The organism is Novosphingobium sp. 1529 (assembly GCF_040544855.1).
Classification (GTDB): Bacteria; Pseudomonadota; Alphaproteobacteria; order Sphingomonadales; family Sphingomonadaceae; genus Novosphingobium; species Novosphingobium capsulatum.
Genome location: NZ_JBEPKW010000012.1, coordinates 43,603 through 65,075, shown reverse-complemented (window position 1 = coordinate 65,075; position 21,473 = coordinate 43,603). Strand labels below are relative to the sequence as shown.

Genomic DNA, 21,473 nt, shown 5'->3' with positions numbered 1-21,473 from the left:
TCGCGTGCAGATGGCGCGATCAGAACGGGATATCGTCGTCCAGATCGTCGGCGAAGCCGCCGCCGCCGCCACCCTGGTTCCAGGTGCTGCCGCCGCCCGAGGACGACCCGCCGCCAAAGCCACCGCTGCCACCACCACGCGAACCGCCGCTGCTCGAGCCGCCGTCGTTCCAGCCGCCTCCGCCAGAGCGCTGACCGCCGCCACCACCACCGCCGGCACCGCCCTGCGGGCCGTCGAGCATCGTCAGCGCGCCGCCGATGCCGGCCACGACCACTTCGGTGCTGTAGCGGTCATTGCCGCTCTGGTCCTGCCACTTGCGGGTGCGCAGCTGGCCTTCGATATAGACCTTGCTGCCCTTGCGCAGGAAACGTTCGACCACGCCAATCAGGCCATCGCCGTTGATCACGACGCTGTGCCATTCCGTGCGTTCCTTGCGTTCGCCGGTGTTGCGGTCCTTCCAGTTTTCCGAGGTGGCAATGCGCAGGTTCGCAATCTTGCCGCCGTTCTGGAACGACTTGATCTCCGGGTCGGCCCCCAGGTTGCCGATCAGAATGACTTTGTTGACGCTGCCTGCCATCGAATCTCGTCCCTATGGAATTCAGTCGCGCCTGATAGCGCATCGCTTGCGGTTAGCGCGAGTCTGCTATCCACTGCTTGTTAGCCCAATCCGAACGCCACCGCGGTCCAATAGGTGATCCCGGCAAAGGCATAGGCCAGCGCGAAGAGATAGCCGAGCATGAAGCCCGGCCACTTCCAGCCGTTGGTTTCACGCCGGGTCACCGCAATGGTCGACATGCACTGCGGCGCAAACACGAACCACGCCAGGAACGCCAGCGCGGTCGCCAGGCTCCAGTGGTGCTTGAGCTCGTCACCCAGGGCGCGGCCCTGCGCATCCTCGTCGCTGTTGTCCACGGCATAGCTGGTGGCGAGCGAGGACACCGCCACTTCGCGCGCAGCCATCGACGGGATCAGCGCCAGCGCGATATCGCGGTTGAAACCGATCGGTTCGACCACCACGGCGAGGCCATTGGCAATGTGGCCGGCGATCGAGGCATCGACCTGGCTCTTGCCCGGCTCGGCGCGCGGGAAGTTGAGCAGCAGCCACAGCACCACCGTCACGGTAAAGATCATCGTGCCGGCGCGGCGCAGGAATACCCAGGCGCGCTGCCACAAGCCCAGTGCCAGATCCTTGACCGTGGGCAGCTGATACTTGGGCAACTCCATAATGAAGCCCGAGGCCGCGCCCTTGGTGATCGAGCGGCGCAGCACCAGCGCCACGACCATGGCACCGACGATGCCGGCAACGTAGAGCCCGAACAGCACCAGCCCCTGCAGGCCCACGCCCGGCAGCACCCGCGTATTGGGAATGAACGCCGCGATGATCACGGCATAGACCGGCAGCCGGGCCGAACAGGTCATCAGCGGGGCGATCAGGATCGTGGTCAACCGGTCCTTGGGATCGGTGATGCTGCGCGTGGCCATAATGCCGGGAATGGCGCAGGCAAAGCTCGACAGCAGCGGAATGAAGCTGCGCCCGGACAGTCCCACGCCGGCCATCATGCGGTCCATCAGGAACGCGGCGCGCGCCATGTAGCCGGTCGCCTCCATCACCAGGATGAAGAAGAACAGGATGAGGATCTGCGGCAGGAACACGATCACCGCGCCCACCCCGCCGATGATCCCGTCGGTCAGCAGATCGCGCAGCAGCGAGGCGGGCAATTCGCTGCGCGCCAGATCCTGCAGGGCAGAGGCGGCGCCATCCAACCCGTCCTGAAACGGCTTGGCCCAGGTGAAGACGGCCTGGAACACCACGAACAGCAGGGCAAAGAGCACCGGCGGGCCCAGCCAGGGATGCAGCAGCAGCCGGTCCATGCGCGCATGGATGCGATGGCGCGCGGTTTCGGAAAGCGTGGCGCCCTGCGCCATCTGCCGCGCCAGCAGCCGCCGTTCGGGCAGCGTCACATGCACGCGCGCCGCCGGGGTTTCATCGCCAGCGGCAGTGTCGCGCGCCACGGCGATGGCCGCGGCCAGCTCGGCCAGCCCCTTGCGCCGCACCGCCACGGTTTCGATCACCGGCACGCCCAGTTCGGCAGCGAGCGCGGCAGCATCGATCGTCAACCCATCGCGCGCGGCGAGATCGACCATATTGAGCGCCACGACCGTGGGCCGGCCCAGTTCCAGCACTTCCTGGGCAAAGACCAGGTGCTGTTCCAGGTTGGAAGCGTCGAGCACGATGACCAGGACGTCAGGACGCACCTGGCCAACCTGCTCGCCCATGATGACCTTGCGGGTCACTTCCTCGTCAGGGCTAGTGGCGGCAAAGCCATAGGAACCGGGCAGATCGACCAGTTCGACCGGCTCGCCACTGGGCAGCAGCAGGCGCCCCGCCTTGCGCTCCACCGTCACGCCCGGATAGTTGGCGATCTTCTGGCGCGCGCCGGTCAGCGCGTTGAACAGCGCGGATTTTCCGGCATTGGGATTGCCCACCAGCGCGGCGACAAATGGCCCCCTGCTCATGCCGCCAGCTCTTCCACGTGCATCGCGCGAGCATGGATGCGGCGCAGCGCCACGGTCATCCGCCCAATCTCGATCGCCAGGGGATCGCGGCCCAGGAACACCCCGCGATAGGCAAGGCGCACCTGCGCCCCTTCGTCAAAGCCCAGGGCGCGCAGGCGCTGCGCCTCTTCAGGCACCAGCGCGGCCCAATCGACCGAGGCGATTCGGGCATCGTGGCCCAGCGGTAGTTCATCGAGCGTCACAGCAGCCCCGCTGCCATAGCCCAGCCGCTTATGCAAGTCGTTCGCAAGAAGATTGATCGCGATCAATTCATCAAACGGCCTGACGGCGCGCGCGAATGGGTGAGCGACCGGGTCAGCGGGCGGGATAGCGCAGCCGGCCGAGCAGGCGCACCGGGCTGAACCGCTCGCCCTCACGCTTGAACAGCCCCGCTTTCAGCTTTTCGAACCGCATCACGCCCTCGATCCGGCGATCGAGGAACGCGCGCGTGTCGGCATGGTCCTCGCTGCGATCCTCGGCAAAGACGGCCAGCGTGGCGGCATAGAGCGCGGCCAGCGTCGCGCGCTTGCTGTAATGGTTGAGATCGGTGGCGGTATCGCCCGCCAGGCGCCACATGGCGTCCGCGCTGTGCCAGCCCAGCTTGAGCGTCTGCGCGCTGTTGCGCGGGCGGGCCATCTCGATCAGGGCGCGGCGCAGCGCCTCTTCCATGCCCGACAGGGCATCGAGGCGGAACTGCACCAGGCGGCGGATACGCTCGCGAATCTTGAGTGTGGCCAGTTCGCTGGCCGGCAGGGCACGGGCCATGTCGGCATCGATCCGCGCAATCCACGCGGCGATCATGGTCATCGCCGCGCCGCTTTCGCCCACGCCATAGGCCAGGCGCGCCACGGCGGGATCGAGCCCGACGGCGAGCGCAGCACTATCGACCGCCGCGCCGGTCCACCCGTCGAACATGGCCGCTTCGGCCACCAGCGGCGCGAGTTCGATGCGCAGCTGATCGAGATCGAGCGTTTCCAGCGTGGCCGCATCGGGCATGGCGATCATGGCAAGTCTCCGGGTTGGAACATCAACGCATCAGTGATCAGAACGTGGGGCCATAGGTTTGCGCCGCCTTGCCGGTCTGGCGCTTCTTGGCGGCGGCCTCAAGCTCGTCCGAAATCGCCTCGGCATGGTCAAGCGTGGCATAGTCGCGGGCCGAACGGCCGGAATTGTCGGGCCGATCGGGGTTGGCGCCGGCCTTGAGCAGCGCGCGCACCATGGCGAGGTTGTGGCCGTGAACCGCCGTGATCAGCGGCGTTTCGCCGGTGTTGTTGGGATCATCCACCCGCGCGCCCACCGAAATGAGGAAGTCCACGCCTTCCAGGAAATTGAGGTTGGCAGCCACCACCAGCGGGGTGACGCCCTTGTTGTCGCGCGCGTTGACGTTGGCACCCTTGCCCACCAGGAACTGCATCCACAAGAGGTCGCGCCTCTGCGTCACGATATGCAGCGCGGTTTCGCCGGTCGATACGTCCTTGGTGTTAACGATCTGGCTGGCAGGATTTTGCAGCGCCTCGTTCACCTTGTCGCCGTCCTTCTTGCGCACGGCATCAAGGAACTTGTAGCTTTCCGAGAACTGGGCCAGCGCCGGGCCGGCCGGCAGCAGCACCGCAGCAGGCGCCAGGGCGCACAGGGCAAGAGCGATGCGGCGCGAATTGGCCCTCTTGATCGACACGGCTGCATTCCTCCTCTGGCGTGGCCACGGTGCACGTGGCCCTTGCAAGCGCGCTGTTAGCAGAGCATGAACCGCCACGCCATGGATCACCCCTCGTTCTTGCCGATTATTGCCCGCAAGTGCCTGTCGGCACTGGCGCTGGCCACCGCCCTCACCCTGCCGCTGGCGGCCTGCAACAATGCCGCGCCGGCATCGGATGCGCCGCTGGCCGGGGCACAGCTGGGGGGCGATTTCACTTTGGTGAACGAAGCCGGCAAGACCGTGCATGCCGCCGATTTCGCCGGCAAATATACCGTGTTCTATTTCGGCTATACCTATTGCCCCGATGTCTGCCCGCTCGACGCCGCCAACCTGATGCAGGGCTATCACGCCTTTGCCAAAGCGCACCCGGACAAGGCCGCCCGCCTCGTGCCTATTTTCGTCTCGATCGATCCGGCCCGCGATACGCCGCAGGTGCTGGCGCAGTTCACCGGCAATTTCGGCAAGGAACTGGTCGGACTTACGGGCAGCTCCGACCAGATCGCCACCGTGGCCAAGGAATTTGCCGTCTATTACCAGAAGCGCGCCGCACCCAAGGGCGCCGCGCCCCAGGCCTATCTGATGGACCACAGCCGCGCGGCCTATCTGATGGGGCCCGATGGCAAGCCGATTGCCCTGCTGCCGGTGGAACAGAACGGCGAGGCCGTGGCCGCCGAACTGACGCGCTGGGTGCGCTGAGGCCATGGCCACGCCCACCAATACCGGCGCGCCGCAGGATCGCTTCTGGGACCGCCCGATCGAAACCCTGTCGCGCGATGAATGGGAAGCGCTGTGCGATGGTTGCGGCAAGTGCTGCCTGCACAAGCTGGAAGACGAAGACACCGGCGAAGTCTATCACACCAACGTCGCCTGCCGCCTGCTCGACACCAAGACCGCGCGCTGTAGCGACTATCGTCACCGCCGCGCCATGGTGCCCGATTGCCTGCGGCTGACCCCGCGCCTGGTGGCGCAAGTGGCCTGGCTGCCGACAACCTGTGCCTATCGCCTGCGCGCCGCCGGCGAGCCGCTGCCCGCCTGGCACTACCTGGAAAGCGGCGATCGCCAGGCCGTGCACCGCGCCGGGGTTTCGGTGGTGGGCAAGGCGATCAGCGAAGTGGTGGCCGGCCCGCTGGAAAACCATATCGTCAGCGATGTCGAATGGGATGGCGACGCGCCCGGCAGCCCGCGCGCGCCGATCGGCTTTCGCCTGCCGTGATCGACTGGCTGCGCCGCGCTGCCGAACCGGAAGCGGCCCAGGCACCTGCGCCGGTGGTCAACGTGGCCGGCCGCGCCCTGGCCGTGGAAGTGCGCCGCCTGCGCCAGGCCCGGCGGATGACCTTGCGGCTGGCGCCCGATGGCAGCGCCGCACGCGTCTCGATGCCCACCTGGGCACGCACCGCCGATGCCCTGGCCTTTGTGCGCGAGCGGGCCGATTGGTTGGCCGCGCAACTCGATCGCCTGCCGCCGCCGCTGGATCTGGCACCGGGTTGCGCCCTGCCCTTTCGCGGCGACGTGCTCACGGTGTCGTGGGACACGCGCAATCCACGCCGCCCGGTGGTGGACGATGGCGCCTTGCTGGTCGGCGGCCCGGTGGAGCAACTGCCCGCGCGGGTGCAGCGCTGGCTGGCGGCAGAAGCGCTGCGGCTGTGCACCGCAGACCTGGCGCACTATTGCGCGCGCGCCGGCGTGGCCGTGCCGCCACTCGGGCTGTCGAGCGCCAAGCGGCGCTGGGGCAGTTGCGCGTCCGATGGCACGATCCGCATCAACTGGCGCCTGATCATGGCGCCTGATGCCGTGCGCCGCTCGGTCGTGGCGCACGAGGTCGCCCACCTTGTCCATTTCGACCACAGCCCGGCGTTCCATGCCCTGCTCGCCCAGCTGTTCGAAGGCAGCGTCACGGCCGCCAATCGCTGGCTCAAGGCCGAAGGGCGCGGGCTTTATCGCCTGTTCGGATAACGCGCACCGGCAAAACCGGCGACTCATTTGCCATCCGTCGTTCTGATCCCTATCTGAAGCGCGATGAAAGGCTTTTTCCGCAATGTCTCCCCGCTGCGCGCAGTGCGGGATTTCTGGCAAGTGCTTGGCGCGCCCAGCGAATACCGCACGCGCGCGCTGATTATGGCCGGGCTGGTGACAGGGGGCATCTTCTACCTGATGACCCAGCAGGAAGGCCGTGGCCTGCCGCGCCCACCGACGATCATCTATTTCGAATCCTGGCGCGCCGATCGCAGCGATGCCGATATCATCAAGGGCAACATCGCCGCGCAGAAGCAGGCCGATGCCGAGGAAGCCGCCGAAGAGCAGCGCCAGGAAGACATCCGCAAGATGTACAAGGCGGTCGGCGCCGCCACCGGCATCGACACGCAAAAGATGTATGACGACGGCACCAAGGAGCGTGCCGCCGAAAAGAAGGCCGAGGCCGAAAAGAACGCCGCGCTCTATCGCCAGATCACGGGCAAGCCGGTGCCGACCCTACCCACGCCCGCGCCTGATGCCGCCAAGCCCTGAGGATGATGCGCGCTGGCTGGCAACGGCCGCCGCGCTCTCTGCCCGTGGCCGCCCGCTGAGCGCGCCCAACCCCGCCGTGGGCTGCGTCATCGTGCGCGCCGGCCGCGTGATCGCGCGCGGTTGGACCCAGGCTGGCGGCCGTCCCCATGCCGAAGCGATGGCGCTGGCCTCGCTCAGTGGCGATGCACGCGGCGCCACCGTCTATGTCAGCCTTGAACCTTGCGCCCATGCCTCTGCGCGCGGTCCGGCCTGCGCCGATCTGCTGGTGGCCGCCCGCCCGGCGCGGGTGGTGGTGGGGCAAACCGATCCCGATCCGCGCACTGCCGGCGCCGGCATCGCGCGGCTGCGCGCAGCGGGCATTGCCACCGATCTCATGCCATCCGCGCCCTGTGCGACGGCGCTGGCCGGCTTCCTGCTGCGCACCACGGCGGGCCGCCCGCACGTCACGCTCAAGCTCGCGCTGACGCTCGATGGCGCGATCGCGCTGGCCAACGGACAAAGCCAGTGGATTACCGGGCCAGAGGCGCGCGCCCATTGCCATGCCGAGCGCGCGCGGGCCGACGCCATCCTGGTGGGCGGCGGCACGCTGCGCGCCGATGTTCCTCGGCTCGATGTGCGGCTGCCAGGGCTGGAAGCCCGCAGCCCGCAGCGCTGGGTCTTGACCCGTGGCTCCGCGCCGCAGGGTTGGCGCGCCGCGGCCGATATTACCGCGCCCGGCGCCTTTGGTGATGCGCAGTGGTTGTTCGTCGAAGGGGGCGCAGGCGCTGCCGCCGCGTTCCTCAAAGCCGACATGGTCGATCGCCTGCTGCTCTATCGCGCGCCGATCCTGGTTGGTCCCGGCCTTGCCGCTGTGGGCGATCTCGGGCTGGAAACCCTCTCCGCCGCGCATGGCCGATGGGACATGGGCCCCGCATGCCGGCTTGGCAGCGACACCCTCACCGTCTACCACCGCCGCCGCTAACGCATAAGGAAAGCCAAGCGCCATGTTTACCGGGATCGTCACCGAAGTGGGCAACGTGATTGCCATTGCCGACAAGGGCGACAAGCGCGTGACGATCTCCTGTGCGATGGACCCGGCGCGCATCGCTATCGGCGCCTCGATCGCCTGTTCGGGTGTGTGCCTCACCGTGGTGGAAAAGGGCGGCGTTGCCGGTGAGGCCTGGTTTGCCGTCGACGTTTCGGGCGAAACCATCAGCCGCACTGCCCCGGCGCAATGGCAGGCCGGCGCACCGGTCAACCTGGAGCCGGCGCTGCGGCTGGGCGATGAACTGGGCGGGCACATCGTGACCGGCCATGTCGATGCCTTGGGCGAGATCGCCAGCATTACCCCCGAAGGCGGTAGCCTGCGCGTGATCATTACCGCCCCGCCTGCCCTTGCGCACTATATCGCGCCCAAGGGCTCGATCACTGTCGATGGCGTGTCCCTGACGGTGAACGAGGTGGCCGATCAGAGCGACGGCACCTGCCATTTCGCGCTCAACATCATTCCCCACACCGCGCAGATCACCACGCTGGGCCAGTTTGCGCCCGGGCGCCAGGTCAACCTCGAGATCGATGTCCTTGCCCGCTATCTGCAGCGCATGCAAAGCCTGTCGCGTCAGGCCTGAGCCATCTCACGCACCAGTTGCGCCACCAGGTCTGCGGCGGGCATGGCCCGCGCCTGGGCCACGCCGCTGCCGGCCCATTGCGCGCCAAAGCCGTCTTCGCCGTGCGACTGGGCGGCGGCATCCAGCGCCTTGCCGGCGGCATAGGCACGGGGATAGTCGGGCACCGGTGGCAGGTTGCCCAGCGCGGTAAAGCGATTGGCCAGGCACCGCGCCGGGCGACCGGAAATGGCGCTGGTCATCACCGTGTCGCGCGCGGCCAGCAGCGCCGCGCGATAGCCCGGCCGCGCCGCGCTTTCCGGGCAGGCGACAAAGGCCGTGCCCAGTTGCGCGGCCATCGCGCCATCGGCAATCGCCGCGCGCATGCCCTGCCCGGTCATGATGCCGCCCGCTGCCACCACCGGCAGCACGGTTTCGCGGCGCACGGCACGCACCAGGTCGCGCGTCGGCAGCCTGGCATCGGGCGCCGCAGGATCGAACATGCCGCGATGGCCGCCGGCCTCCCAACCCTGCGCAACGATCAGGTCAAGGCCCGCATCGGCGACCGCGCGGGCCTCGGCCACGTTGGTCGCCGTGGCCGCCATCACGCACCCTGCGCCACGCAGGGCCGCAAGCACATCGCCAGCAGGTAGCCCGAAATGAAAACTGACCATCGGCGGCGCCAGTTCCACCAACAGCGCCTGCATGGCCGCATCGTCGGCAAAGCTGCGATAGATGGTGGCCAGTTCTTTGGGCGGCTGCGCCCCGAACGCGGCGAATTGCAGCGCCAGCGCCGCGCACCAGGCTGCCTCGCGCACGGTGTCGACGCGCGGCGTGGCATGGACGAAAACATTGACGTTGAATGCAGCGCCAGTGGCAGCCCGCAGGGCGGCGATCATGGCGCGTGCGCCGGGCGCATCGGTGGCGCCCACCGCGATCGAGCCCAGGCCGCCGGCATCTGACACCGCCGCCGCCAGGGCCGGCGTGGATACACCCGCCATCGGCGCCTGGATCAGGGGAATGCGCAGGCCGAGACGCTGCCACAGGTGTGTTGCAGCATCCCGGCCCGCCATCGGTTGCATCAGGCCGTGGCGACGTCGCGCAGGGCTTCGATGAACTGGGCGATGTTGCCCGTCGTAAGGCCGGCGATGTTGATACGGCCAGTGCCGGCCATATAGACACCATGGCGCTCGCGGATCGTCAAGATCTGCTCGGGCGACAGCGGCAGCATCGAGAACAGGCCGTTCTGCGTGCCCAGCACGTTCATGGCGATGGGGCCAACCTGGCCGGCGGCGGCCAGCTGGTCACGCACCCAGCGCATGCGGTCGCGCATTTCGTCCAGCTCTGCCAGCCACAGCTTGGTCAGTTCGGCATCCGACAGGACCAGGCGCACGGCAGCCGCACCATGATCGGGCGGCATCGACCACGAAGCGCGGGCAATGGTGGCACCGTTCGACATGGCCTTGGCAAGGGCGTCCTTGTCTGCCGTCACGGCATAGAAGGCGCCAACGCGATCGCGATAGAGGCCAAAGTTCTTGTCGCACGAATAGGCGACCAGCGCCTCGGGCACGGCGGCAAGCACCTTGCGCAGGCCATAGGCATCGGCTTCCATGCCCTCGCCCAGGCCCTGATAGGCCAGGTCGATCAGCGGCAGCACGCCCTTGGCCGCCAGCAGCGGAGCGATTTCGTCCCACTGCGCCGGGGTGTAATCCACGCCGGTGGGGTTGTGGCAGCAGCCGTGCAGCAGCACCAGGTCGCTCGCCTCGGCCTCTTCCAGCGCGGCCTTGAGCGCGGCGAGATCGGCCGTGCCATCGGCGGCGGTGTGCTTGAAGGTCTTGAGTTCGAGCCCGGCGGCCGCCACGATCTGGGCGTGGTTGGGCCACGAAGGGGTGCCCATCCACACGCGCTTCACGCCCGCGCGCTTGGCCACTTCGATCGCCAGCCGCACCGCGCCGGTGCCGCCCGGCGCCTGCATGCCATCTACCTTGGCGGCATCGAAATCGGCGCCAAACACATAGGGGACCAGCGCGTTGACAAAGCCCATGTCACCTTCAGGGCCAAGATAGGCCTTGGAGTCCTGCTCGTTGAGCAGCTTGGCTTCGGCGGCCTTGATCGCCTTGAACACCGGGGTTGCGCCATCGGCGGTGCGATAGACGCCCACGCCAAGGTCGATCTTGGTATCGCGCGGATCGGCATTGTGCAGCTTGATCAGCGCCAGCAAGGCATCGGCCGGTTGCGGAGCCAGGTTTTCGAGCATGGGGATTTTCTTTCACGGCTGTCTGAAAGGAACGCCGCCCCCATGCCGCCGCCGGCGCCCCGGCGCAAGAGGGTTTGCACCCCGCTGCGCCAAGGCGCCAGGCAATCAGAACGGCAACGCGCTTAGAATGGCATCCCCCTTAGAACGGCATCCACGTCTGCTTGCGGCTGAACTTCATATAGCCCGCGTTGATGCCCAGGCGCAGGCCCGCGCCCATGCGCACCGGGATCAGCACCACATCACCGCGGCGGAGATAGCTGACATTGAAGCCGCCGATCAGATAGGCCTGCCCCTCGCCCGCGCCAAAGCGATGGTACATGTCGGCCGTGTCATAAAGATTATAGACCAGCACAAAGGTATTGCCGGCATTGGCCCCGGCATCGAATCCCACCGAAGGCCCGGTCCAATAGACCGGCATGTCGCCCTCCACCTTGTGGTGCAGCGTGCCCGAGCCATAACGCAGCCCGACCACCAGGGCGCCGCCGGCTTCGCGCCCGGTGATATAGCCCACCGGCTCACCCTGCTTTTTCAGGATGTCGCGGATCATCATGGCCAGGCCCTTGGCGCCCTTGCCGAACACGCCCTCGGCCGCGCCGATCAGATCGTCTTCATGCCAAGATTGCCCGGCCGCGCCCGGTTGTGCACCGGCAGTGCCGGCCGGCGGCGGGGCGGCGCCCATCGGCGCGGGGCTGGCATAGGGCGCGCCACTTGCCGGCGGTGTCGCTGGCGGCGGGGTGTAGGGCGCTGGCGTGGCGGGGACTGGGGCCGGGTTGGGTTGCACCGGCGTGGCGCGCGGTGCGGCCGGCGTGGTGCCGGGCTGTGGCGCCAGATCGCTGTCGATCGCCGAATTGGGATCGATCGTCTGGACCTGCGCCTGGGCCAGCGGGGCGGCAAGCAGGGAAAGACCCGCCAGCCCCAGGGCCAGGCGATATTGGATGGCACGCTTCATCTTGTTTCCCGTCCCCTAACTGCGAGCGCCGATTGCGGCAGTGACCCGGCTCAATGGTGGTTCGACATGGCGCCAAGGTGGCGCCACGGCAATCCGATTGTTTCCATCCGCCACAGGTTTGCCCCACCACAATGAACGGGCGATGAGCCGAGTCGAAATTGCGCCCAACCGGCCACGCACCGCGCCAGCCAGCCGAAAGGGCGGCATCACACCGCCACACAAAGCTGTCCACAGCCCCTGCGCCAGCCTGGGGAAAAATCACAAGACAGCGCTTGCCCCGCCCCACAACCCCCGTTATAGGCCGCCCTCGCCGCTGCGATCCGGAGACGTGGGTGAGTGGCTGAAACCAACGGTTTGCTAAACCGTCGTACTGGTAAATCCGGTACCGAGGGTTCGAATCCCTCCGTCTCCGCCACATCATGCATATGGCGATCCCCATCAAACGCGCATCCCAGCCGCAACGCACCCACCGGTGCGAGCCGGCCTGATGTTCTGACCGCACACGGCTTAAAAACGCCCGGATGACGATGGTCACCCGGGCGTTTTTTGCTGAAAGGCGGGAATGGCGGCGGCGCTTTGCGGTTCAGGCGCGGGCCGGTGCCGGGCGTGCGCTGGCGCTCAGGGCCATGCCGACAATGATTGCCAGGGCGATGCTGCCTCCGCCGATGGCCACGAACGTCAGGGGCAGGCCGTGGCTGAACACGGTAACCAGCGAGACCAGCGCCGGGCTGACGAATTGGCCCACGAAGAACGCGCAGCTCCAGAAGCCCATGCCGCGGCCGCGGTTCTCATCGCTCAACCCGCGCATGGTCCACAACAGCAGCGTGGGAATGCAGAGGCCGGCGCCCAGTTGCTGGACGGTGCAGAACGCGGTCAGCTGGGCGGCCGAAGCGCTGGCGCCAATGCCGAGCAGGCCAGCGCCCATGAGCGCAAAGAAGATGCCAATCTGCCAGCCGGTGCCAAGCCGGCTCGATGCGGGCTTGAACAACAGCCCACCAAAGAAGACGCCGATGTTCGCGAGGCCGATCAGCATGCCGATCGTATCGGGCGACGTGACGCCGACACCGGGAAACAGCAGGCCAACCTGGACGATATAGACGTAGTAGATGCTCGAAGCGAGCAGGGTCACGCCACTGGTGATCAGGACATGGCGGGTGGGAAAGCCGGCCACGGCCCCGGCCAACAGCGTCTGGCTGCGCTTTGCCGGCTCGAACAGCAGGAATGCCATCGCCACTGCGATCGGGATGGCGCAGGCATAGACCAGAAACGGAATGTTCCAACCCACCCCTGACAGCATGCCCGACAGCACCAAGAGCGAGACGCCGAAAAACGGCTGCGCGGCGGACTGCACGGTCAACCAGAAACGGCGCCGGCCTTCGTCAAAATAGTCACCCACCAGCGTATTGGTCACCGTCAGGATCGCCGCTTCGCACACGCCGAGCAAAAGGCGCGAGGCGAACAGCGCGGGCAGGCCGTCGATGAACACCGGCGCGATACCGACCAGGCCATAGACTGCGGTGGCGACGACGAGCAGCCGGCTGCGGCCATGGCGATCGACCAGCCAGCCCATCGCCGGCGACAGCAGCGCGACCATCAGGCCCGGCGCGGTGACCGCCAGCGGCACCCACAGGCTCGCCCCGGGGACACCGGCGAAATGCGCCATCATGCGCGGCACTGCCGGCGCCAGGGCGACGATCGCCAGGATGGGCAGAAAGCTGGCGATCACCACGACGATGCCTTGGGGCAGGCCCGCCTGGCGTGGTGCGCCAATATCGGTTGCGGTACTCATGTTGCTCGTCCTTTCAGCAGTGCGCCACCGATGCCGACGGCTTTCATCCAGGCGAGGTCCTTGGCGATGCCGTCCTTGGTGATGTTGCCGTTCATCCAGGGCCACCACACCCGCGGCTGCGCCGTAACCGGCGGGTCGGCAAGCGCGTCGGGCGCCGGATGGACCTGCCCGCGCCATGGGCAAGCATCGGGCCGGCGGCGCGGGAAAGGCCCACGAAACGTCTAGGCAATTGTTCTCTCCCTGACATCGGCCCCTGGCATCGGTGATGGCAGCGCAGCGTCGTCAACGGCGCCGACCGTGGCACCACGCCATTTTTAATCAGCGATCAAATGGAAAGCAAGCCGGATCGGTCGTGTCGTCAGCCGTCGCCGGACCGGTGCTGTTCTTCGCCAGCCCGGCTGCGGCATTCGTCATCGGGCAGACACTGTGGGTCGATGGGGGTGTTTTCCCCCGTGCACCTTGGCCGTACCAGCAGTAAGAGCTTGCTTGATGCTCTCTACCACTACCCCGCTGCTCGATCGCTTGCGCGCCATTGTCGGCGCGCGCCACGTCCTTACTGGCAGCGATGCGACCCGCGCCTTTGCCACCGGCTATCGCTATGGAACCGGGGATGTTCTTGCCGTGGTGCGCCCAGGCACGCCGCTGGAACAGTATCACGCGTTTTGCGCCTGCGTCGCCGCCGATGTGATCGTGATTGCCCAGGCTGCCAATACCGGCCTCACCGGCGGCTCCACCCCGGACGGGCACTATGACCGTCCGGTGGTGATCATCAACACCTTGCGCCTCAAGGGCGTCCACTCCCTGGCCGGCGGAACGCAGGTGGTCTGCCTGGCCGGCGCCACGCTCTATGATCTCGAGCGTGAACTGGCGCCGCTCGGCCGTGAACCGCATTCGGTCATCGGATCGTCGTGCATCGGTGCCTCGGTAATCGGCGGCATCTGCAACAATTCGGGCGGCGCCCTGATCCGGCGTGGCCCCGCCTATACCGAAATGGCGCTGTTTGCCCGGGTCATGGCCGATGGCACGGTCGAACTGGTCAACCATCTCGGCCTGGACCTCGGCACCACGCCCGAGGACATTCTCGGCCGTATCGGCCAAGGGCACCTGCCCGTCACCGGTGAGGCCGGCGCGGCGCCCTGCGCTGCCTCGTGCCAGGACTATGCCGCGCGGGTGCGCGACATCGCCGCCCCCTCGCCCGCTCGCTATAACGCCGACCCAGAGCGCCTGTTCGAGGCGTCAGGCAGCGCGGGCAAGGTCATGGTCTTTGCCGTTCGGCTCGACACCTTCCCGCGCGAGGAACAGACGGCAACGTTCTACATCGGCACCAACGATACCGCCGAACTCACCCGCTTGCGCCGCACGATCCTGGCGCAATTTCGCGAACTGCCGATCTCGGGCGAATATATCCACCGCGACGCCTTCGATATCGCTGCGGTCTATGGCAAGGACGTGTTTGTCGCGATCGAGCGGTTCGGTACCGATCGCCTGCCCCGCCTCTTTGCGTTGAAGAACCGGATCGACGCTGTGGCACGGCGCTGGCGCATCCTGCCGGCCAACCTCTCCGACCGGGTCATGCAGGCGGCAAGCCGGCTGCTGCCGCAGCATCTTCCGCCGCGCATGCGGGCGTGGCGCGATCACTTTACCCACCACCTAATCCTCAAGATGCCACGCGATGGCGTGGACGAGGCACGCACCCTACTGGCGCAGATGTTTCCCAGTGCCACGGGCGACATGTTCGAGTGCACCCCGCACGAAGCGCAGAAGGCCTTCCTCCACCGTTTTGCCGTGGCCGGCGCGGCAATCCGCTACCGCGCCATGCACGCGGATCGGGTTGGTGACATCGTTGCCCTCGACATCGCCCTGCGCCGCAATGACGAGGACTGGCTGGAAGTCCTGCCCCCGGCCATCGCCGACGCGATCGAGGCCCGGCTCTATTACGGCCATTTCTTCTGCCACGTGTTCCACCAGGACTATATCCTGAAGAAAGGCGTCGACCCGCTCGCGCTGGAGCACCGCATGTGGGACCTGCTCGACGCGCGCGGTGCCGAGTATCCGGCAGAGCACAACGTTGGCCACCTCTATCCGGCCAAGCCGGCGCTGGCGGCGCATTACCGGGCGCTCGATCCCGGCAACCGCCTCAATCCCGGCATTGGCCAAACGAGCCGGCAGCGCGACTGGCAATAGCGCGGCGCCAGGACGACTTATCCCTTGCGGATGTCGGCAAAGTCTGCGGCATCCAGTTGGCGGATCATCACGTTGCGGAACAGCATCTCTGCCCCGCCATCTCCGGCGCGCGGTCAGTCGGGAGCGAGCACGGCGCGCAAGGTGATATCGACGATCGTTTCGGCAATATCCACGCTGGGCAAGGCACCATCATCGCTGGGGCGCAACACCCCCTTCTTGCGCATCGTGGCAAAGCCATAGATCGCTGACCAATAGGCCACGACACGCACGTCGGCATGGGTTTTGTCCACGCCGTCGAGCGCGCCGACAACCTGTTCGCGCAGGGCATTATGGCCCGCGCGCTGGAATTCCAGCAGCGTGGGATCAAGCGTTGGCGTGGTCAGCTCGCTTTCGTACATGAGATCGAGCAGATGCGGGTTCTCTTCGGCGAAGCGGATGAACAGCAAACCCATGCGCCGGAGCTTGTCGGCCGGGCTGGCCTTGCCGGCAAGAACCTGCTCGGTGCCTGCCAGCATTTCGTTGAACCCCTCGGTGGCAAGCGCCAGCAGCAGCGAACGCCGGTCGGGAAAATGATAATAGGGCGCGCCGGGCGACACCCCGACCTCCTGGGCCAGGGTGCGGATGGAAAGCCCGTTGTGCCCGTGCTGCTTCAGGTAGGCACGACCGGCATCAAGCAGGCTGTTGCGCAATTTGTCCCGGTGATACTGCTTCTTGTCGCTCATTCGTTCCCGCCCGGTGATGTGCCGGTTGCCTGGGGCGGGCAATAGCCGCCCCGCTCCGCCTGCATCAGCGGCATTGGCATCCAGCGCCTTGCCTTTTGTACCGCGCGCCAGACGATGTCAAAACGTGAACAGCGCACTGTGGCTGGGCAACGGTGTGAGTACTCGCAATCACCGCTTGCGATAATTTGATCGCTGATTAAAAACACAGGGTATCCGCCGATCAGACGGTATGGAATCCAGGGAGATATGCATGAAAACCACCCGACGCGGCGCGTTGACGCGCCTGGCCGCGACCGGCGTTGCCACCGCCGCGCTGCCGCACGTGGCATCCGCCGCCAGCCGGGCACCAGCCGCAGCGCCCGCCGGGGCCGCGGCTGACGGCTGGCAGCCGCTGTTCAATGGCCGCGACATGGCCGGCTGGACGTTCTTCCAGGATGGAGTGGGCCAGCAGGATCGCGATGGCGTGGTCGATGTCCACGATGGCATGCTGCACCTGCTCGGCCCGCGCTATCGCGGCCCGGCCAAGGCGGGCATGGGCTACCTCGCCACCGATCGCGAGTACGAGAACTATCACCTCAGCCTCGAATACCAGTGGGGCACGCGCCGCTACGAACCGCGCACACTGTGGAAGCGGGACAGCGGCATCCTCTATCATAATCCCCTTGGCCGCGAGTTGCTCTGGCCGGATTCCATCGAATACCAGATCATGGAGCGCAACACCGGCGATGCCCTGCCAATCAACCACCGCGCCATTCCGGCCATCTCGCAAGGCGGGCTGCCCGGTTGGCCCGAAGACCTTCCCGGCAATACGCAATACGCACCGCAAGTCGATGCCGGCGGATCGCTGCGCCAGTGGATCCGCGCCGATGGCAGCTTTGACACGCTGGAGGGGTGGAACACGGTCGAACTGATCGCCCAGGGTGACAAGGCCGCCCATATCGTCAACGGCCGCATCGTGACCGCGCTCTACGGCCTGCAACGCCAGGACCCAGCCGATCGCTCGCGCTACATCCCCCTCACGCGCGGCCGCATCCTGCTGCAGATCGAGGCTGCGGAAATCATGTTCCGCAACGTGAAGATCCGCCAGCTCTGACTTGCGCCGTCATGGAAAAGCAATGGCCCCCGGTGCGCGCGCACCGGAGGCCATTGCTTTTGGCGCCGGCCCTGCAAGGCGCGGCGCGCTTTTGCCCGCTCAGGGCAGGACAATCGTTGCCAGGCGCTCCCCGTTCACCGGCAGAGGCTGCAGGTGCGGCGGGAAATAGGGCGAACGGACGCGGGCCGCCACCTTGACGCGATGGATGCCGGGGGCCAGCCCACCCGCCTTGGGCACCATCACGCTGCCAAAGTCGCCCATCGCCCAACGCACCGTCGTGGCGTCGCGCATGGCGTCCAGATCATAGACCTCGCCATGCAGGCGCAGCTTGGTGATTTCATAGCTGAAGAACTCGTCGTCGAGCGTCACGTCCACGCCGTCGAGCAGCGACAGACGCATGCCGCGATAGTTGGGCAGGCGCAGGCGCACTTCCACCCCCTCGCGCGCATCTTCGGGGCCGTAGTTGCGGAAGCCGGTGGCCTGGATAAGTTGATATTCGTACATGGCATGTTCCTGGAAAATGGCGGTCTAGGGTGCGAGCGGATCAGGCGTCGGCCAGCGCGGCATCGTATTGCGCCTCGAGCTGGCGCATCATGACGTGCTGGCGGCGGACCTGGTCGATCGCCACCCACGGCTCGCGCGCACCTTCGTATTCCGAAGACAGGTAACCGCTGTAGCCCGCGCGCTTGAGCACCGGTATCACCTTGTCCCAGGGGATGTTTTCGCACTGCAGATCATCGTTGATGTAGTGGAACTTCGCCTGGATGAACGCCACGTACTTGGCGATGTCGAGGAACTCTTCGGGATCGACCGCGATGCCGTTGATCAGCTTGGCGTGATCGCTATCACCCTCGGGCACTTCATGCTGCCAGCCCTTGAGCGGACGGTTCTGGAAGATGCCGGTATCGATCAGCAGGCGGAAGTTGGGGGTTCCGGTGCGCTCGATGAAATCGATGTAGCCTTCCACCGCCGGGTGCCTGATCGGCGTGGGCGAATGGATTTCGGGGCAGATCACGATGTCGAACTTATGGGCGAGATCGAGCACCCGCTCGACCGCGCCCGACCAGATCGGATCGGGGGTGAGCTGCGCGTCGATCACGCCGAACTTGGGACGCAGGAACTTGAAGCCAAGCCGGTGGGCCAGGCGCAAATCACGCTCAAGCTCTCCGGCACCTTGCTCGACCGTCAGCTGTCGTCCCAGGCGCAGCTTGGTATCCACCCACGAACACATGTTGGTCGGCTCAAGCTGGTAGCGGTCAAGCAGGCCGAACCACGTGTCGAGCCATTCCTTGCTGGGTTCGGGATAGCACTCCACATGCGTCTCACCCAGGATCTCGATCCCCGTGGCCCCGGTATCGGCGGCGTGATCAAAGCCATCCTCAAGGGTCATGATGCTGCCGAAGTCTTCGGTATAGCTGTAGAGCGATACCCCGTATTTGAACTGCCCGGACATGCTCAACTCCCTGTTCTGTCAATCCCGTGGTGGATCGGGCCATCCGGCCCGTTCTGCGTTCCTGGCCTGCTGCAAAAGCCAGAACAGGAACTACATTCTAATTACGATTTAATCGGTGATCAAATTTCTGGCAAGCGGTCATTCCGCCATCGCGCGGCTGCCTATCCCGCATCCCTGACGCGCCCGGTGGACATGCCGGGGTTGAGCGCCGGCCCAAAAACAAGGCTTCGGAAGCGCCCCCACGCTCCGAAGCCTTGCATCACTTCCGATCGAGAGAGATCAGAAGTTGATCCCTGCCCGCACGCCGATGGTGCGAACGGAGTTGAAGCTGAAGCGCTGGTTGAGCGTCAGCACTGCGGGGCTCAGCGACGCATCGCCGCCGTCCGAACCGATCGAGATCGGGCGGATGGCATTGGTGCAGTTCTTGCAGAACACCGACAGCGTCCAGTTTGCCGCCTTAAGGCCCAGGCTGGCATCCAGCGTATCCCAGCTCGGGATCTGGAACGCCGGGCCAAAGCCGGCTGACAGCGACGAACGGTGGTAATAGCTCAACGAAACCAGGCCATCGAGCGTGTTGGTCAGCGCATGCTGGTAATCAGCGCCAAGCGAGGTGCTGAACTTGGCCGAGAGTGGAATCTGATACCCCGCCGCATTGAACGAACTCTGCGTCGCCGAGCAGCCGCCGGTGGTCTGCGTCGGGTAGCACTGCGCGCCGGGGAAATCGTTGTACTTTGCATCCGCATACGTGGCCGAGCCAGACAGCGTAAGGCCCGGTGCGACGCGCGCGGTGAACGAGGCGTCCACACCCTTGGTCGTCGCGGTTGCCGCATTGGCGAGCACGAAGGTGCGCAGCACGGTGATCCACGACTGCACCTGCAGGTCGGTGTAGCGGGTGTAGAAGCCCGAAAGGCTGAGCGTCAGGTGATTGTCGAACAACCGGGTCTTGATACCGATTTCGCCGCCCTTCGAGATTTCCGGGCGCACCGCCAGGTTGGCGCCCGGCGCCGGCGCGGTGTTGGAGAAGCCCGGCCCCTTGTAGCCACGGCCGTAGAAGCCATAGACCAGCGTCGTGGGCGTTGCCTGCCAGTCGAGGCCGACCTTGTAGCTGAAGTTGGTGGCATCGGTGCTCTGGACCGAGTGGTTGTTGGGAATGCCCAGCGTGACGAAATACTGGCCGGTGTTTTCGAGCAGGTCGATGCTGGCCTTGTCATACGTGACGCGGCCGCCAGCGGTCGCCTTCAGCGTGTCGGTCAGGCCATAGCTGACCTGGCCATAACCGGCGAAGCTGTTCTGCTTGAGGGTAAAGCGCGAGTCCTGGCCGAGGAACGAGGTGTTGCTGACCGGGCAAGCCGCCGGCGGCGCGCCAAGTTGGGTGGCACCAACGCAGAACGGGAAGGTCGGCAGCAGGAACGAAGGCAGGCCGTTGTTGCCGCCCAGCAGATTCTGCTGGTTGAGCTGCGAGTGGAAGTAATACAGCCCGGCCTGGCCGGTGAGGCGGTTGCCCGAGGGCAGCGCCAGGCGCAGTTCTTCCGAGAACTGGTTATAGTTCTGATGTGCCGAATTGGTGTTGAAGAAGTTGTACTGGGTTTCGTCGGAATCGAACGAGAAGCCCGTTGTCATGTGCTTCCACGCGGCAATGTTGATCAGCTGGACGCCGCTATCGAACGTGTAGCTGATATTGGCCTGCGCACCGCCGGTTTCAGTGTCGCGGAAGTTGGGGGCATCGGCCTGGAAAATACGATTGGTGGTGCCAGACGGCAGGCCCAAGCCCGTATAGGCACTGCCGGTGCCAAGCTCGCGATAGGTGATGTCATAGCGGCCGGTCACGCCGCGCTGGCGGTTGTAATCGCCCAGGATATAGACGCTGAGCGCGGTGTCCGGCTCCCACAGGTACTTGGCGCGCAGGCCCAGGCTGCGCAGGCCCATGTCATTGCGAACCTTGGGATTTACTTCAGGCCAGGTCACCGAATCCTGCCCGCTGTAGATCGCGTTGAGGCGCAGCGCGCTGTTCTCGCTGACCGGCAGGTTCAACGTGGCCCGCCCCTGGATGCCGTGGCCGTTCTTCACCGGGCGGTCGCGGGTGACCAGTTCCAGGTCGGCATTGCCTTCCAGCTTGCCGATCTTGGGCTTGGCGGTGGTGATATTGATCAGGCCGGCAGAGGCATTCTTGCCGAACAGCAGCCCCTGCGGCCCGTTGAGAACCTCGACGCGCTCCAGATCGTAGAACGCGTTGGCGGCAAACTCGCCATTGCCCAGCACCACGTCGTCGACCATCTGCGAAACGCTCGATTCCACCGTCGTGGCAAACGTCGCCGTGCCGACACCGCGGATCGAATAGGTGTTGTCCTGCGCCACCTGAAGGCTGGGTGCCAGCTTGGTGACGGCGCTAAGGTCGTTGACGCCGCGCTTCACCAGCGTTTCGGCGGTGACCACCGAAACGCTGAGCGGCACTTTCATCACGTTTTCAGACCGGCGCTGTGCGGTCACGACGATTTCGCCAAGACCGTCAGAGGCAGCCGGGGCCGCAACCTGGCCCTGCGCAACCGGCGCGGCGTCCTGCGCCGATGCGGCGGCCAGCGGGGCCAATGCAGCGCCGACGAACAGCGCAGTGTGGATGGACGTTCTGATCATGATGGCCTCCCTCTCCATGTCGTGAAGCACCAGAAGGAGACCCAAGGCGCCCTTT

21 protein-coding genes, 1 tRNA gene and 1 pseudogene are annotated in these 21,473 nt (G+C 66.2%); 9 read left to right on the top strand and 14 right to left on the bottom strand.

Annotation, left to right across the window (positions count from 1 at the left end):
* Positions 1-19: 19 nt before the first annotated feature.
* The 5 genes from ssb to ABIC78_RS18285 form a co-directional block, all read right to left on the bottom strand.
* The gene (ssb, locus tag ABIC78_RS18305; protein WP_022677226.1) at positions 20-577 is read right to left on the bottom strand and encodes a single-stranded DNA-binding protein; all 558 of its coding nucleotides are present in this window, start codon (positions 575-577) and stop codon (positions 20-22) included.
* Between the two features lie 80 nt (positions 578-657).
* Complete coding sequence (feoB, locus tag ABIC78_RS18300) at positions 658-2,517, bottom strand: ferrous iron transporter B (protein ID WP_354491203.1); 1,860 nt, start codon at positions 2,515-2,517, stop codon at positions 658-660.
* On the bottom strand, positions 2,514-2,759 hold the full coding sequence (locus ABIC78_RS18295; protein ID WP_062785299.1) for a FeoA family protein: 246 nt from the start codon (positions 2,757-2,759) through the stop codon (positions 2,514-2,516). Before ABIC78_RS18295 ends, feoB begins: the two co-directional genes overlap by 4 nt.
* A 112-nt stretch (positions 2,760-2,871) precedes the next feature.
* The gene (locus tag ABIC78_RS18290; protein ID WP_028658110.1) at positions 2,872-3,552 is read right to left on the bottom strand and encodes a COQ9 family protein; all 681 of its coding nucleotides are present in this window, start codon (positions 3,550-3,552) and stop codon (positions 2,872-2,874) included.
* A gap of 46 nt (positions 3,553-3,598) precedes the next feature.
* On the bottom strand, positions 3,599-4,231 hold the full coding sequence (locus tag ABIC78_RS18285; protein WP_022677229.1) for an ankyrin repeat domain-containing protein: 633 nt from the start codon (positions 4,229-4,231) through the stop codon (positions 3,599-3,601).
* A 66-nt stretch (positions 4,232-4,297) separates the two neighbouring features.
* Between ABIC78_RS18285 and ABIC78_RS18280 the strand changes: the two genes are divergently transcribed.
* The 6 genes from ABIC78_RS18280 (at position 4,298) to ABIC78_RS18255 (ending at position 8,364) form a co-directional block, all read left to right on the top strand.
* The gene (locus tag ABIC78_RS18280; protein WP_168352741.1) at positions 4,298-4,948 is read left to right on the top strand and encodes an SCO family protein; all 651 of its coding nucleotides are present in this window, start codon (positions 4,298-4,300) and stop codon (positions 4,946-4,948) included.
* A 4-nt stretch (positions 4,949-4,952) separates the two neighbouring features.
* The gene (locus ABIC78_RS18275; protein WP_354491201.1) at positions 4,953-5,465 is read left to right on the top strand and encodes a YcgN family cysteine cluster protein; all 513 of its coding nucleotides are present in this window, start codon (positions 4,953-4,955) and stop codon (positions 5,463-5,465) included.
* A complete protein-coding gene (locus ABIC78_RS18270) occupies positions 5,408-6,205 on the top strand; it encodes a M48 family metallopeptidase (protein ID WP_354491199.1) in 798 nt (265 codons plus the stop codon). Before ABIC78_RS18275 ends, ABIC78_RS18270 begins: the two co-directional genes overlap by 58 nt.
* Positions 6,206-6,268: 63 nt before the next feature.
* A complete protein-coding gene (locus tag ABIC78_RS18265; RefSeq protein ID WP_354491197.1) occupies positions 6,269-6,757 on the top strand; it encodes a hypothetical protein in 489 nt (162 codons plus the stop codon).
* Positions 6,741-7,718 (top strand): bifunctional diaminohydroxyphosphoribosylaminopyrimidine deaminase/5-amino-6-(5-phosphoribosylamino)uracil reductase RibD, encoded by a 978-nt coding sequence (ribD, locus tag ABIC78_RS18260; RefSeq protein WP_354491196.1) that lies wholly within the window; start codon positions 6,741-6,743, stop codon positions 7,716-7,718. The genes ABIC78_RS18265 and ribD overlap by 17 nt, the downstream gene beginning before the upstream one ends.
* Positions 7,719-7,740: 22 nt before the next feature.
* The gene (locus tag ABIC78_RS18255) at positions 7,741-8,364 is read left to right on the top strand and encodes a riboflavin synthase (protein WP_168352736.1); all 624 of its coding nucleotides are present in this window, start codon (positions 7,741-7,743) and stop codon (positions 8,362-8,364) included.
* Here ABIC78_RS18255 and ABIC78_RS18250 read toward each other — a convergent pair.
* The 3 genes from ABIC78_RS18250 to ABIC78_RS18240 form a co-directional block, all read right to left on the bottom strand.
* Complete coding sequence (locus ABIC78_RS18250) at positions 8,355-9,413, bottom strand: NAD(P)H-dependent flavin oxidoreductase (RefSeq protein ID WP_354491193.1); 1,059 nt, start codon at positions 9,411-9,413, stop codon at positions 8,355-8,357. The genes ABIC78_RS18255 and ABIC78_RS18250 overlap by 10 nt on opposite strands.
* An 8-nt stretch (positions 9,414-9,421) precedes the next feature.
* Positions 9,422-10,597, bottom strand: a complete 1,176-nt coding sequence (locus tag ABIC78_RS18245) for an amino acid aminotransferase (protein WP_107717047.1) — start codon at positions 10,595-10,597, stop codon at positions 9,422-9,424.
* Positions 10,598-10,736: 139 nt separating this feature from the next.
* A complete protein-coding gene (locus ABIC78_RS18240) occupies positions 10,737-11,546 on the bottom strand; it encodes a DUF1134 domain-containing protein (protein ID WP_354491191.1) in 810 nt (269 codons plus the stop codon).
* Between the two features lie 322 nt (positions 11,547-11,868).
* Between ABIC78_RS18240 and ABIC78_RS18235 the strand changes: the two genes are divergently transcribed.
* Positions 11,869-11,961: transfer RNA gene (locus ABIC78_RS18235), tRNA-Ser, on the top strand.
* Positions 11,962-12,129: 168 nt separating this feature from the next.
* Here the strand turns inward: ABIC78_RS18235 and ABIC78_RS18230 are convergent.
* Together ABIC78_RS18230 and ABIC78_RS18225 are read right to left on the bottom strand one after the other, a co-directional pair.
* Positions 12,130-13,335 (bottom strand): MFS transporter, encoded by a 1,206-nt coding sequence (locus tag ABIC78_RS18230; protein WP_171796490.1) that lies wholly within the window; start codon positions 13,333-13,335, stop codon positions 12,130-12,132.
* Positions 13,332-13,460: pseudogene (locus tag ABIC78_RS18225) on the bottom strand (glycosyl hydrolase); the annotation flags it as partial. The gene ABIC78_RS18230 and the pseudogene ABIC78_RS18225, both read right to left, overlap by 4 nt.
* A 364-nt stretch (positions 13,461-13,824) precedes the next feature.
* Here ABIC78_RS18225 and dld point away from each other — a divergent pair.
* Positions 13,825-15,519 (top strand): D-lactate dehydrogenase, encoded by a 1,695-nt coding sequence (gene dld / locus ABIC78_RS18220; RefSeq protein WP_022674717.1) that lies wholly within the window; start codon positions 13,825-13,827, stop codon positions 15,517-15,519.
* A gap of 113 nt (positions 15,520-15,632) precedes the next feature.
* On the opposite strand, the gene ABIC78_RS18215 is transcribed toward dld, so the two are convergent.
* Positions 15,633-16,241, bottom strand: a complete 609-nt coding sequence (locus tag ABIC78_RS18215) for a TetR/AcrR family transcriptional regulator (protein WP_054132728.1) — start codon at positions 16,239-16,241, stop codon at positions 15,633-15,635.
* Between the two features lie 250 nt (positions 16,242-16,491).
* Here ABIC78_RS18215 and ABIC78_RS18210 point away from each other — a divergent pair, with 250 nt between their 5' ends.
* Entirely contained in the window at positions 16,492-17,334 is an 843-nt protein-coding gene (locus tag ABIC78_RS18210) for a 3-keto-disaccharide hydrolase (RefSeq protein ID WP_054132727.1), read from the top strand.
* A 99-nt stretch (positions 17,335-17,433) separates the two neighbouring features.
* Here ABIC78_RS18210 and ABIC78_RS18205 read toward each other — a convergent pair whose 3' ends face one another.
* The 3 genes from ABIC78_RS18205 to ABIC78_RS18195 all read right to left on the bottom strand — a co-directional run bounded on the left by ABIC78_RS18205 (position 17,434) and on the right by ABIC78_RS18195 (position 21,418).
* A complete protein-coding gene (locus ABIC78_RS18205) occupies positions 17,434-17,838 on the bottom strand; it encodes a C-glycoside deglycosidase beta subunit domain-containing protein (protein WP_171793662.1) in 405 nt (134 codons plus the stop codon).
* Positions 17,839-17,878: 40 nt separating this feature from the next.
* Entirely contained in the window at positions 17,879-18,787 is a 909-nt protein-coding gene (locus tag ABIC78_RS18200; protein ID WP_171796494.1) for a sugar phosphate isomerase/epimerase family protein, read from the bottom strand.
* A 279-nt stretch (positions 18,788-19,066) separates the two neighbouring features.
* A complete protein-coding gene (locus tag ABIC78_RS18195) occupies positions 19,067-21,418 on the bottom strand; it encodes a TonB-dependent receptor (protein WP_168352731.1) in 2,352 nt (783 codons plus the stop codon).
* Positions 21,419-21,473: the final 55 nt, after the last annotated feature.